At 39.0% G+C, this 13,903-nt stretch carries 12 protein-coding genes and 1 riboswitch; of the genes, 8 read left to right on the forward strand and 4 right to left on the reverse strand.

The genetic code is table 11. The annotated features are described in order from the left end of the window. Positions 1–30: 30 nt before the first annotated feature. From N3I35_14380 to N3I35_14390, 3 genes are read right to left on the reverse strand one after another with little or no spacing between them, the layout of a single operon-like run. Positions 31–1,410 (reverse strand): polysaccharide deacetylase family protein, encoded by a 1,380-nt coding sequence (locus N3I35_14380; protein MCX8131271.1) that lies wholly within the window; start codon positions 1,408–1,410, stop codon positions 31–33. Further along, entirely contained in the window at positions 1,411–2,232 is an 822-nt protein-coding gene (locus N3I35_14385; GenBank protein MCX8131272.1) for a PHP domain-containing protein, read from the reverse strand. It lies immediately after the preceding gene. After that, positions 2,229–3,440 (reverse strand): ATP-grasp domain-containing protein, encoded by a 1,212-nt coding sequence (locus tag N3I35_14390; protein MCX8131273.1) that lies wholly within the window; start codon positions 3,438–3,440, stop codon positions 2,229–2,231. The genes N3I35_14385 and N3I35_14390 overlap by 4 nt, the downstream gene beginning before the upstream one ends. A gap of 223 nt (positions 3,441–3,663) precedes the next feature. Between N3I35_14390 and N3I35_14395 the strand changes: the two genes are divergently transcribed. The 6 genes from N3I35_14395 to N3I35_14420 all read left to right on the forward strand — a co-directional run bounded on the left by N3I35_14395 (position 3,664) and on the right by N3I35_14420 (position 8,854). Continuing rightward, entirely contained in the window at positions 3,664–4,569 is a 906-nt protein-coding gene (locus N3I35_14395; protein ID MCX8131274.1) for a YitT family protein, read from the forward strand. 200 nt (positions 4,570–4,769) lie between these two features. After that, a complete protein-coding gene (locus tag N3I35_14400) occupies positions 4,770–5,615 on the forward strand; it encodes a transketolase (GenBank protein ID MCX8131275.1) in 846 nt (281 codons plus the stop codon). A gap of 1 nt (position 5,616) precedes the next feature. Continuing rightward, the gene (locus N3I35_14405; GenBank protein ID MCX8131276.1) at positions 5,617–6,555 is read left to right on the forward strand and encodes a transketolase family protein; all 939 of its coding nucleotides are present in this window, start codon (positions 5,617–5,619) and stop codon (positions 6,553–6,555) included. A gap of 378 nt (positions 6,556–6,933) precedes the next feature. Beyond that, on the forward strand, positions 6,934–7,524 hold the full coding sequence (locus N3I35_14410) for a LemA family protein (GenBank protein MCX8131277.1): 591 nt from the start codon (positions 6,934–6,936) through the stop codon (positions 7,522–7,524). A gap of 22 nt (positions 7,525–7,546) precedes the next feature. Continuing rightward, positions 7,547–8,356, forward strand: coding sequence for a TPM domain-containing protein (locus tag N3I35_14415; protein ID MCX8131278.1), 810 nt, complete (start codon positions 7,547–7,549; stop codon positions 8,354–8,356). Between the two features lie 18 nt (positions 8,357–8,374). Further along, a complete protein-coding gene (locus tag N3I35_14420; GenBank protein ID MCX8131279.1) occupies positions 8,375–8,854 on the forward strand; it encodes an LURP-one-related family protein in 480 nt (159 codons plus the stop codon). A 177-nt stretch (positions 8,855–9,031) separates the two neighbouring features. On the opposite strand, the gene N3I35_14425 is transcribed toward N3I35_14420, so the two are convergent. Continuing rightward, complete coding sequence (locus tag N3I35_14425; GenBank protein MCX8131280.1) at positions 9,032–10,069, reverse strand: peptidoglycan-binding protein; 1,038 nt, start codon at positions 10,067–10,069, stop codon at positions 9,032–9,034. Positions 10,070–10,507: 438 nt separating this feature from the next. After that, a riboswitch (NiCo riboswitch) is annotated at positions 10,508–10,618 on the forward strand. A 47-nt stretch (positions 10,619–10,665) separates the two neighbouring features. Between N3I35_14425 and N3I35_14430 the strand changes: the two genes are divergently transcribed. Together N3I35_14430 and N3I35_14435 are read left to right on the forward strand one after the other, a co-directional pair. Continuing rightward, positions 10,666–12,075: a cation-efflux pump gene (locus N3I35_14430; protein ID MCX8131281.1), complete on the forward strand. Its 1,410-nt coding sequence runs from the start codon at positions 10,666–10,668 to the stop codon at positions 12,073–12,075. A gap of 592 nt (positions 12,076–12,667) precedes the next feature. Next, positions 12,668–13,480, forward strand: a complete 813-nt coding sequence (locus N3I35_14435; protein ID MCX8131282.1) for a hypothetical protein — start codon at positions 12,668–12,670, stop codon at positions 13,478–13,480. Positions 13,481–13,903 lie beyond the last annotated feature (423 nt).

A 13,903-nucleotide genomic window follows, 5' to 3' on the forward strand; every position in this document is an offset into this window, starting at 1 on the left:
CTCTCCTTGTAATCGAGCGTTCTCTTCACATTATACGTAAAGTTTATTGTAAACAGCTTTGTTTGTCAATCCTGCGAGGCAGCTCATAACATCACGGCGTTTCAGATATCCGTTATGGAACGAAGGTGTCCAATCAATATCCTCACCATCGGATATGCAATTCAGAAACTTTTCAAACCCTTTGACAGATACAGGTTCATTAACCATGAAGTCACCCTTTGACCCCCAGGTTTTTCTAAACCATGACTGCTTTGATGCCAGCATAATTACCTTATAGTACGGATGTTCTTTAGAGTTTTGATCATACTGCTCTCTGTGTATTTTGTTCAGAACTTCCGGAGGTGTAAGCATTACTGCAAGTTCCCCGTTTGTCAAAATTCTGTCAGGCTGGAAAGTGTTGTTCTTATATCCGATACAGTGTCCCAGGATTGCAAGATGTTGTACATATTCAAATGCAGGGTCCTTATCTCCAATATCTGAAAATGGTGATATCTTTAATAGCTCTGATGCGGTTATAATCTTGTAGCCCGCCTGTGACAGAAGGCGAAGGTGCTCATCAAGGGCATCAGCCACCGGAGTCTGACGGGACATGTTACAGCCGTCCTTCTGGAATATTATTTGCCCGTTTAGTATGTCAGGGTCACTAAGCAGTGCCTGCTCCAGGGGCTTTACCATCATATCTACATCAGTTTTATAGTTTCCGCTTGAAGGCTTCCAGCCCCCGCCATCAAAGCTTGCAGCCAAATACTGATACCCCATGTACTTATACACATCATATGAACTATGACCTCCGAGTATCCGGTCTATGTAATGCGGGGGGCGTGACAGCTTCATTTCATAGTTTAATTCTGTCAGTACATAATCATGTAAAACCGATAAGTCGTCTATAACTTCCTGCAGATTTTTATAATATGCTCTGCGTCCATATACTATCTTCATAGGGCCAAAAAGCACATGCCTGTAGCCATGGTTTGACAACTCATGGCCTTCGGATATCATGCGCCTTGCCGTTTCAAGCTGGTTTTTTACTCCTCCGGAACTATCTTTTTTGAAATCCGGATAATGGTCAAATTTCATTCCTCCCCAGGAAAAATAATTGACTTTTCCGGCTTTATCGGGATAGTTGTATTCGGTAGTTCCTATTACATCGAAAGTACCCTTTGCGTCATATCTGCCGAGTATATCAAGGAGTATGTCTGTTAGGCCCTCATGTGCATACTCTATTTTTGTCAATGGATTAGGAGGCAGCGCACTGGGACCGTCATCAAAAGTCATAGCAACATATCGGCCTTTGCTTGACGGAGCAACCCGCTCTATCCGCCTGACAGGGCTTAAATAAAGGCCAGCCAGTTCTTTCTGACGGAGCTTCCTTTTGTGATTTATTTTACGCGCTATATCATAAAGAAACATCTAATTTCCGCCTTTCCTGCTTTCTATATCTATCCATCCTTCACAGGCTTTTTTCCCAAAACCTGAAATACGTGAGCATTCAAGAACGAGGGAATAAATCATTTTTAAAATGGGCTTTACAGTCAGAATATATTTCGATGACTTAATGCCCTTATATATCTGGCTTGCGGGCTCATAAAGCCTATGAGTTGCAGAACCCCAAACCCTCCCGGTGCCGTCCATCAAAGATGATTTTATTTTCTGAAGTATTTCAGTACTATTAGTTTCATTCAAAATATCGCATTCCCAGTATGCATTGCCGACTTCTCCAAGCCAGTGGGAGTCACTTCCGGCTGAAAACGGTTTTTTATAGGTACTTAGTGCTTCTAGTGCCTGGGGATTGGCATGGACATTTCTGCATAGGGAAGCTCTACTGTTATAGACTTCTATGCCGTCGATATGGTTCCATATTTCAGAATCATGTTTTTTTGAGTATTTATAGGGATGTGCAACAAAAACAAGAGCATTCTGGTCATGGGCTGCGATAGTTAATTCCTTCCAGTTAAAGCGGCCGCGGGAATCTCTTGCGAGACCTTGATTTTCAAGCCCTTTGTTAAGGAAATAAACAAGAAAGTGGCCCTGATCCGTTGAGTATTCTACTCCTGGTATAATAATCATGTCTTTAGGAGCAATCATTAAAGCTTCTTCGCTGCCGTTAAAGCTGTTGTGATCAGTGATTGAAATCCCCTGTAAACCACGGTTCTTTGCCTTTTCTATTATGTTTTTTACACTGCTGCAGGAGTCGTGAGAGTGTCTTGAATGTATATGAAGATCAAATTTCATTGCTTTTTCCTCTTTCCTTTCCTCAATAGCTGCATCACATAATAAAAAGACGGGCGCCAGTCCCTTAGCTCTAATACGCCATCAGATATTCTCGGGTTTAGTAATTGCAATACAAAGCTTGCCAGAAATCTCAGCTTATTACTTGAAAGCTTCAAATACCCGGGTAGGGACATAATATCCTGAAATAAAAAACGCATTTTTTTGCCAAGCTTGTAACGGCTTGGGTGCCATTCATATAACCGGGTTTCAGCTTTTTCACCCATGGAAGCACGGTAGTATGCATAGGGTATGTCACATTTTGCTGCAACAGAGAGTGGGAGGCTTCCCCAGAACCGCGGATTTATTTCCATCAAGCGGATGTCTCCTTCAGGATCTCCTTTGAACTCCACCATAGCAACTCCCTGCCATTTCAATGCCTTCAGAAGTGTTACAGCATAGCTGACCAGTCTGTCGTTCCAGATGCTTTCACATAAACAACTTGGTCCACCTGTAACAGGATATTCACGCAGTCGTTTATGACAGAAAATTTCCAGAGGATCACTGTTTTTGTCGAAAACCACTGAAACACCGTACCCACTGCCGTTAATATATTTTTGTACAATAGGACAGGATTGTATGCTATGCATTTCTTCAAACACTTTTATAAAGCGGTCAGGGGATTTTACAATACTATATCTCTTTTCTGGTTTGAATTTAAGGATTTCTCCTTCTCTATATTTGATAACAACCGGATATGCAAGTCTTGCAGCAAGCTCTTCAATTGTTTCATTTTCGTACAGAGTAGTGGTTTCAGGGCATGGTATACCTTTACAGGCTGCTATCTCGAGCAGCTTGCCGGTATCATTCGCGATTTCTATGCTTTCTGGTGAAGGGACAATAAAGCTTAAATAAGGTTCAAGAACATCCTTATGCTTTGAAACAGCCGTAAGACTATCCAACCCGACAGGGATGAGCACAGGCTTTACAAATTGAGAATCTGTGGAGACTGAAGCTAGATTTATTATTTTGTTAATAAAAGCTGTGTTTTCATATGGAGCGCCCGGTAAAAATTCCTTTTTCCGTGTGTATCTGGAAAAAAAGCCTAAGGCTGATTTATATGGAGTAGTATCATATTCGACTGCAGTTACGGGAATGCCTTTTTTCCCAAGTGAACGAATTATGGCAAGGCTCATACGGTATCTGACATCTGTTACAATAACGCTATTCAATAGGTACAACTCCCTTGTGGTTTGAAGATATATCAAATATGGTCTGTTCTATATCAAAATAAAAAATTTCTGGCATAAAAACTGCGTTACCCATATATATTGTTTAGATTTTATCATTTTTCTTTTTTAGTGGCAATATTCATGGTATTTTGGTTTCATCAGGATTATTTTTGCTTACATGGGGAAAATAAAGTTAACGCGCAGTATATTCATGAGGTGTAATATGGGTATTGCAAAAAAAACATTAAGAGGGTGGAGGGACTATTTATGGATTATTATTGGCTCTTTTTTAACTGCCATATCCATAAATGTGTTCATGGTTCCTTATAAGATTGCACCCGGGGGAGTGAGTGGAGCTGCCACAGTTGTTTACTATCTGACAGGCGGTAAAATGCCGGTGGGTATTACCATGCTTATTTTAAACATTCCCCTTTTCATCGCAGGGATAAAATTCATAGGCAAAAGATTTGCATTCAGGACATTGTTCAGTACCTTGCTTCTGTCGTTAATAATAGACACTACGGAACCTTTTACGAATTTATTCGTTGAAAATTTTCTGGCGAAATTCGGACAGGATGCTTCACAACCGGATCTTTTGTTATACTCCATATTTGGAGGCGGGTTTATGGGACTGGGCTTGGGTCTTGTTTTTAAATCAGGCGCAACCACAGGGGGAAGCGACCTTGCATCCAGGATAGTCAATCATTTTATTCCTAACTTTACAATGGGACAAATCCTGCTGTTCGTTGATACAAGTGTAATAATTTTTGCGGCTGTCGCATTCAGAAGTTTTATTCTTGCACTTTATGCCATAGTAACGTTGTATGTTTCCTCGCAGGTTATAGATGCGATACTTGAAGGTGTAAATTTTGCCAAGGCTGTATTTATTATTTCTGATAAATCAGAGGAGATAGCAGACAAGATCCTGGTTGATCTGGACAGGGGAGTTACCGCACTGAAGGGAACCGGAATGTATACAAGAAATGATAAAAATGTTTTGCTATGCGTACTTCACAGGGGACAGCTTTCCCTTTTAAAGGAAATTGTAAGGGAGGTTGACAGCAAAGCCTTTATTATACTGACAGATATAAGGGAAGTGCTGGGTGAAGGCTTTAAGACCTATGACTGATATTGTGGCAATATGTAAATTTTTTTTGGCAAAATATCAACTTTTTTATCGAAAAACTGACATAATGTGGACTTATTAAATATGCTATAGTATACTAATGTATGGCGATGTGCATTTAAGTGTAATCGCCATATTTTATCAGAAAAGGGATAATATTTTATCGCCATAATATAAAGAACTATTTTTAAAGGAGTGTAATAATGGAAAAGCAAAAGCTTAAGGAACTGAAGTTGAAAGCGGTGCAAATCCGCAAGCATATCCTTACAGAAGTACATAATGCTGCTTCAGGACATCCAGGGGGATCACTTTCATGTGCTGATATACTGACTGTTTTATACTTTGCTGAAATGCGTGTAGATCCTTCAAACCCCAAATGGGAGGATAGAGATAGATTCGTTTTATCAAAAGGACATTGCTCACCCGCTCTGTATGCTGTATTGGCAGAAAAGGGGTTTTTTCCAAAAGAGGAGCTGGCAAGGTTCAGGAATATAGACAGCTACCTTGAGGGGCATCCGAGTATGAGATATGTGCCTGGTGTAGATATGTCTACAGGATCTCTTGGACAGGGAATCTCTGCTGCTGTAGGTATGGCTATTGCCGGAAAACTGGACAAGAAAGAATACGGCGTTTTTGCAGTGCTTGGTGACGGGGAGATCCAGGAAGGTCAGGTATGGGAAGCTTGCATGGCGGCAGCTCATTATAAACTGAATAACCTTACCGCATTCTTAGACTATAATCAATTGCAGATAGATGGGAAGATTTCGGAAGTAATGTCTCCTGAACCGGTTGCAGATAAGTTCAGAGCCTTTGGCTGGAATGTGATAAATGCCGACGGACATGATTTTGAACAGCTTTCCAGTGCGATAGCACAGGCAAGGGAAGTAAAGGACAAACCTACCATGATAATTGCCAATACCGTTAAGGGTAAGGGAGTTTCCTATATGGAAAATCAGGCGGGCTGGCATGGGAATGCACCTAATAAAGAGCAGTACGATCAAGCAATGGCAGAACTGAATGAACTTCTGACGAAGTTGGAGGTGGAGTAATATGATGCAGAAAATTGCAACGAGAGAAGCGTATGGAAATGCATTGGCTGAATTCGGCAGTGATAATAGAATAGTTGTAATGGATGCGGATCTTTCCAAGTCTACAAAAACAGAGAATTTTAAAAAGATATATCCTGAAAGATTTATTAATATGGGAATAGCCGAGGGCAATATGATTTCTACTGCTGCAGGTATTGCTACCTGTGGGAAGATAGTTTTCGCCAGTACTTTTGCAATATTCGTTTCTGAAAGGGCATGTGAGCAGATAAGGAATTCAGTTTGCTATCCAAACCTAAATGTGAAAATCGGGGCAAGCCATTCCGGTATAACAGTAGGCGAGGATGGTGCATCACATCAGTGCCTGGAGGATATAGCCATAATGAGGGCTTTACCTAATATGGTTGTGGTAAGTCCTGCCGATGCTACAGAAGCGAGACTGGCAGTCAAGGCTGCTATTGAATACGATGGTCCTGTGTATTTGAGATTGGGGCGTTCAGGTGTACCCGTTATTTTTGATGATAGCTATAAGTTCGAACTGGGTAAGGGCGTTACTGTTGCGGAGGGTGAGGACGTAACAATAGTTGCAACGGGAATTATGGTCCACTCTGCTTTGGAGGCCAGGGAAATACTTAAAAATGAAGGAATCAGTGCGAGGATAGTCAATATACATACTATAAAGCCTATAGATAAGGATATTATCATTAAAGCTGCGAAGGAGACAGGTGCTTTAGTGACAGCAGAAGAGCACAGTATTATTGGAGGGCTTGGAAGTGCAGTAGCCGAAGTTTTGGTGGACAACTATCCTGTACCTGTAAAAATGGTTGGTGTTTCGGACAGGTTCGGAAAGTCAGGTAAACCTGATGAGCTACTGAAGATGTATGGTCTGACATCAACAGATATTGTTGAAAAAGTTAAGGCAGTTGTTAAGATGAAACGTTAATGCGTAGATAATGTAAAATGGAGAAAACGAAAGATAATTGAAGCTTTATTTGTTTTAGATCGGTAAAGTATATACGGGTAGGATTTTTAACCAAATCTTACCCGTATTTTATTTTGACAATTATATAGCGTAGATGTATACTGCATAGTGTAGAGTAACACACTATGATAAATGACGCGTTATACTAAATGTTGTTAAAGTTTGTTTTAGAAAAGGAAAGGTTTCTGATATTTTTACTTGTGGCCGGCAAAAGTTTAAGTAGAGAAATCTGTTATCCGATTAAAGTCAGCTGGTAATTATACTGATTGCTTTAATTTTTTGTTAATGAATGAAATATCTATTAAGTAGTGAGAAATTATTTGAGAGGATGACACTTGTATGAACTATAATTATAACGCTTATCCATGGGGAAGATGGATTAAATTGGGAATAGCCGTATTGATTGTTCTGATTTTGCTGGTAAGCACTGTCTCGACATACAACAATCTTGCAGCTGCCGACCAGAAGGTAAAGAGCAACTGGAGCCAGGTGGAGAATGTAATGCAGAGAAGAGCTGATGTGATAAACAATCTTGTCGAAACGGTGAAAGGATATGTAAAACATGAGGAAAAGGTTTTCGGTGATATTGCTTCGGCGAGGTCAATACTCATGAATGGCAACGCTGATATGCAAACCAAACTGGAAGCCGACAAGAGGATATCGGATGCAGCAAAGAGCGTACTACTGCTGGTGGAGAATTACCCCAACCTGAAAGCAAATGAGCAGTTCGGAAATTTACAGATGGAAATAGAGAGAAGTGAAAACAGGGTTTCTATTGCAAGGAGAGACTTTATAGGCGCTGTCGAGGCTTATAATTTAAAGCTTGCACGATTCCCGGGGAATGTATTTGCAAAAGTATTGGGATTTTCTGAAAAGGACTACTTTGAGGCTTCTCCTGAAAGTAAAGAAGCACCAAAGGTCAAATTTTAAATGGTGCTTGTTGGGGTGATATATGAATATAAAAAGAATATATATAGCGATCATAATATTTGTAATTATAGCAGTAGTCCAAGCGCCGGTCATGGCTGCAGATGAGTACCCTTCGCCTACAACCGGCTTTTTTGTAAACGATTTTGCAAATGTGATTAAATCTGATACAGAGTATAGTATAATAGACTTAGGAAGGCAGCTTGAAGATAAAACAGGAGCTCAGGTAGTAGTCGTTACAATTGACACCCTGGGAGGGAAAAACATTGCCGATTATGCTCTGGAGTTGGGACGGGAATGGGGAATAGGGAAGAAGGAAGAAAACAACGGAGTATTATTACTTAATGCTGTACAGGAAAGAGAAATAGATATAGAAGTAGGATACGGACTGGAAGGAGCAATTCCAGATGTCAGAGCAAGAGAAATCATAAGGGATATCATTAAGCCATATCTTAAAGACGGAAATTATGACAGCGGTCTGCTAAACGGATATATAGCAGTGATTAACGATGTAGCAAAAGAATACGGTATAGCACTGGATATGGATGGTGCGGATACGCAGCTGGAACCGCAGAGACAAAAAAGCCTGCCGGATCAGAAGCAATCCAGGGGACTAAGGATGGCTCCGCTTCTTATAAGCTTACTTTTGATCGTAGACGGAGTATTATTCAGATTCAGAATAACATCGACTCTGATAAAGATCTTTTTTTGGAGTAATATTTTCAGAGGAGGACGCGGCGGCGGATGGGGAGGTTCTGGCGGTGGTGGCTCCTGGGGCGGTTCATCAGGCGGCGGAGGAAGCTTTGGGGGCGGTGGCAGCAGTGATAAGTATTAATTAATAAGGGGGATAATAATGAGATATATCGTAAGACAAAAGATTTTTTCATTGGGTGACAGTTTCACTATAAAGGATGAATTCGGAAATGATTTGTTTGTAGTAAGAAGCCAGCTATTATCTTTTGGTAAAAAACTACGAATATTTGATTTGTCAGGCAATGAATTATGCTATATTGAGCAGAAAGTCTTCAGATTCATGCCTGAGTATGATATTTATATAGGTGGAGAGCATATAGCAAACGTTAAGAAGAAATTTGCATTTTTTAGAAATGATTTTGAAATAACTAGTCCAGTGAGCCGATACTACGTAGAAGGAGACTTTTGGGCCCATGAGTTTGGCCTGTTTAAGGATGGGCAGCAGATAGCGGGTATATCAAAACAGTTTTTCTCATTTGCCGATACTTACGGAGTAGACATAGATGATCGTCAGGATCAGGTAGGGACGTTAGCTTTGGCCATAGTTGTGGATATGGTGTGTCACGACCACGATAATTAAATAAAACGATAGCAGTTCTTTTGCTCCAAAACAGGATTTGCGGACCCCAAAGGGTCCCCAAATCCTGCATAATGAAGATGGTGAAGCAAATAAATACCCAAATTCTGACCGGTGGTATTGCTTGTTTAGGGTGTGTGTAAAGTGTTTTACCCCACTCTAAACAGGCTTTTAGTTGTATCAGTATGTCGGCAGATTTCTTGCCCCCATAGGATTCTGCAAGTCTGATCTGCGTTGATAAATGCCATATGCGCCGTCTGGCACATAGGTGTATGTATTATTGGAATAATTTGTGAGAGTATCCCATCCACCGCTGACAGTACCTTGATACACTTCAAGGTGCAGCATACATGACCGTTCGCTGGTATTGTTCCTTATCAGATACCCAAGCTCAGTACCCCTGGATACGGAAGTGGTTTTTCCCGCTTTATAATTGTCTATAAGTGTTTGTGACGGCTGCATTTCGCAATAACGCGCTATAGTATTATCGGAATTCCTTACAATGACTTGTCCGGTGCCTATATCAAAATCGCCTGCATAGATTACAGTTCCACTGGTCATTGAATATACCTTTGTACCTGGATCGGCAACAAAATCTATGCCTGCATGTGTTCTGGTTGAACTGTTCCTGCTCCTGCCAAATGCCCTTACGCCTTCAAGGGGATCCAGGAATGAAGCATCTTTCAGTGGCCTTAGCCAGGATGATCTGCTGGTGAAGAAATCACTGATCGGACCGCTGTTGCCCATGATATACTGCCAAGTTCTTGGACCGACAATGGCATCGGGCTCCAGACCGATTTTTGCCTGCAAGTTCTTTACTGCACTGCTTGTCCCAGGGCCAAAGGCACCATCTACTGTAATGCTGTAACCATACTTGTTTTTCAACTGGTACTGTAAAGCTTTTACTGCTGAATTGTTGGAATTGGTTTGTACGGTTACAACCAGTTTTGTCCAGGTGTTTGTGCCGACGATCCCATCAGGGTATAAACCTTTGCTTGTCTGAAAGTTTTTGACTGCTGTTTCTGTTCCAGGGCCAAAGGCGCCGTCTACTGTGATATTGTAGCCATGGTAGACCAGCAGATATTGCAGCGAGTATACATTGGTACCGTTGTTTCCATTTTTCAGAACAGGCCATGCAGGCGCGGGTGCTGCGATACTTGTACATAAAAATGTCAATAATAGCGACAGAGTAACTATAATTGATATGACCTTTTTCATAATATATACCTCCTTAGTGTTTTGGTTTGTTTTTTGGAACATCAGCATGATTTGAAATCATTTCACAATTCTTTGCAGCTGCAATAATTTGGTTATTTCTTACGAACCATTTTATAGGTACTATATTGGAAAAAGTTTGAAAAAATACTGAAAAAAAACTGAAAAAATACTGAATGAAGATATAGAATATGATACAGAAAGAAGATCTGTGCAAAAAATAGAAGTGGATGGAGATTAGGAAAATTTGATTTGACCCGAGTTGAATTAAGCAGCTTCTTACACTCGTAGTATTTAGTCCGAGTAATAAAAATTTATCTGTCACAATAAGGTTAACTAAAAATACATGCCTGATATAAAAATATAGTATTGACAGGAACAAGCTGTTCAAGTTATACTTTTATTACCAATTATCTTGTGTTGGCAGATAAAAGTTAATACTTTGTATAATATGAGCAGGCGATGAACGTAAATTTACGTTTGTGGGGCTGGGCCAAATGGTGGATTTAAAATCCTTCAGGCAGCGGAGTAACAAGTACCCGTGGGACATATAAAATTGTCTTGCGGGTTTTTTATTGTCTATGTATCAGGAGGTTAGTATGAGCGGGGAAAAGCAAAGAGTAGCATTTACTTCAGTTATTGCGGCTGTTTTTCTTACAGTAATAAAAATCGTAATAGGTGCTGCGACAGGTAGTTTAGGTATTATGGCGGAGGCAGCACATTCGGCGCTGGATATGGGCGCGGCAGTAGTAACTTTTTTTGCTGTCAGAATGGCTGATAAGCCTGCAGATATGGAGCATAACTATGGACATGGAAAGATAGAAAGCTTTTCTGCACTTATTGAAACTGCATTATTACTTATTACATGCGGATGGATTATGTATGAAGCTGCAGAAAGACTTTTGCTCGGCAAAGCTGCACCTATTGACACAATTGAAGCTACCTGGGGAGTAGGGATAATGGTGCTCTCCATAGTAATAAACATATCAAGGGCTAGGGCACTCAAGAAAGTTGCAAAAAAATATGGAAGTCAGGCCCTTGAAGCAGATGCCCTGCATTTTGACAGTGATGTCTGGAGCTCGCTTGTTGTAATAGGCGGATTAATATGTGTTGCCGCGGGTGATTACTTCGGCATTGCAGCCTTGGATTTTGGTGATCCGGTTGCAGCCTTAGGGGTATCGGTGCTGGTTATTGTGGTAAGTATGAAGTTAGGGAAACGGACAATAGATGTGTTGCTGGATACAGCGCCTAAAGGTATGGTTAATACCATACTGCATGAGGTAAATGATATTAAGGGAATTCTGGATGTAGCAAGTGTAAGGGTCAGACCTTCGGGGCCAAACTACTTTATAGATATAAACGTAGGTATAAACAGAAACGAAAGCCATAGGGTAGTACACTGTATTGTAGATGAAGTAAGAGAGAGACTTCAGAATAAGATTCCTAACAGCGACATAGTAATAGGTACATTTCCGGTTGATATGGCAGGGGCTGAAGACAGGGAGGTATACCATGCTGTAAAACGTATTGTTGACAAGTTTCCTGTTTGTACAAATATTCATAATATTCATATATATGAGGTTTCAGGAAAGAAGTATATCTCTGTCCACATAGAAGTCAGGGAGACTATGAGTTTGAAGGATTCCCATGAGCTTTCCCATGATATAAGCAAAAAGATCCAGGAGAGCATTGAAAATATTGAAGATGTAAGTGTAAATTTTGAATATGTAAAACAGCGGCATATTGTAGCAGAAGATATTACCGAAAGCAGTAAAAACCTGATAGAGGAGATAGAGTGTTTGCTAAATAAAGCTCCTGACAAGTTAAACTGCCATGATATAAGGGTATACAGAGGAGGAGACAGGATCACCATATTTTTACACTGTGAGATGTGCAGCAGCTATACTACCGAAAAAACAGAAGTCATTACAAAAAACATATCAAATAAAATACGGAAGACATTTGATAACATTGAAAGTGTACACATCCATGTGGAACCTATTGATTGAATTGATAGCTACTAGGTGTCGGTTCTCAAAAAGTTTCAAAAAGTATTATAGAAAATCACGATCTTTGTCGATTGATACAAAGTCCCCTCCCATAAATTCTAATGGCACAAAGCTAATTCCGATGTCGGAGAACATCCTTTTCCTTATTTGCAAGAACCTTATGCTGACAAGATTGTAAACTATGGTACTTGTGGAATCCTTATCTACTAAAAAAATATAATTATCTGAGTTCTTTATGGTTCATAAAAGTTTATATTTTGAGATATAGGCAGTCTAAAAACATTTTTCAGAGGATTTATAATCCGAATAATGATAATAAGGATTTGAAAGAAGTAGGCCGAACATGATTGATATTGAAATGATTATATATGGGGAGAGTAGTGAGAAAAAAGCTGGGCGCATATCCGCTGCATATCCGGCCCAGCTTTTTTTATTCCAATAAAGATTTATTATTTGGTTATATATTGAAATAGTTTCTTACAAGAGGTAAAATAAAATCATCCATATTTTGGAAGGCAAATTCATACACCAGGTCGAGTATACAAAACTGGTATTGAAAAGTAAACTAAGATAATAAATGAGGAAGCCTTAAATGAAAAATGGATTTAGGAAACAGTTAATAAGTATTGATATATGGATTTTAATATTAGCGGTAATTTGCTTATCTATCATAATAATCAATGGAATGTCCTTTAGATTTTTTCCCCTTTTAAACTCATTAGATATAAATACACAAAACTATATCAAAAATAAAATAAATGAGTTTGCTATGGGATATATTGTAAGCTATTTTTTCTATTTACTTGTTGTGAAATATCCGGAAAAAAGAAATGATGCTTATGTAAAAAGTTCAATAGCAATTTTTGTTGAAAATATTGTAAATTATTCTTCAAGTATACTCTATATTCTTCATGACGACCTAACTGAAAATCATAATGCAATATCCATGTTTAATTTACGGAAAGATGATATCGAAAGATTATGCAGGTTATTTAACTCTGAAAAAAAGCATCATATTGATCTACTGTATAATAAAATACGAGCTATTAATGAATCATCTAATCGAATATTCCAGTTTGTACCATATGTAGATACTGAACTTATACATTTAATAAACAAAATTTTGAACTCAAGTATGCATTATGCAATTGAAAGGTATTTTAATATCTCTGTAGACGGGAAAAAATTAGAAATAGAGGAATTTTCAACTTTTAATCTCTGGACAAAGTCATATTATGAAAATGTCTTACAATTGGAATCTTACTTCAGAAACTGCCTAGACTGGAAGCTGAAATTGGCCAAAAGACTTAAATGGAAACTGAAAGTTAAGAAGGGTAAAGAAAGATTCATTAACCAACTCGGGAATATTAGGAATTTGATAAGGATTAAGAAGAATAAAACTTAACGAAGAAAACAGGGTATATCCAATTTTACCCTTTAATTTCTAAGGACCTCTATGTTCAAAAAGGTTTTATTGATATTTACTGACCAGAAAACCTTCATAGTAAGTAGTGAGTAAAATAGACAGGGACACTTTAGATATATAAAAATTCATGGGAAGTAACTATGTATTATTCGACAATTTTATAGGCATTACGGGAACTTAAGTGTAAAATTTTTTCATACATTATGAGATTTAGGAGTTTTTTTCAAACTTTATAAGAACCTACAGGTGTTGTGAGTTCTCAAATAGTTTGAAAATACTATAACTTAATCAGTGAGATGGGGAGACTTTATAGTATTCTATGAAGTATCTACCTATTTCTTGAGTGAAGGTGTTTGTCGAATGGCAACATAAAATGGGATAAAGTGAACCTTATCCGTTGGT

The sequence above is a fragment of the Clostridia bacterium genome (assembly GCA_026414765.1).
Taxonomy (GTDB): domain Bacteria; phylum Bacillota; class Clostridia; order Acetivibrionales; family DSM-27016; genus SKW86.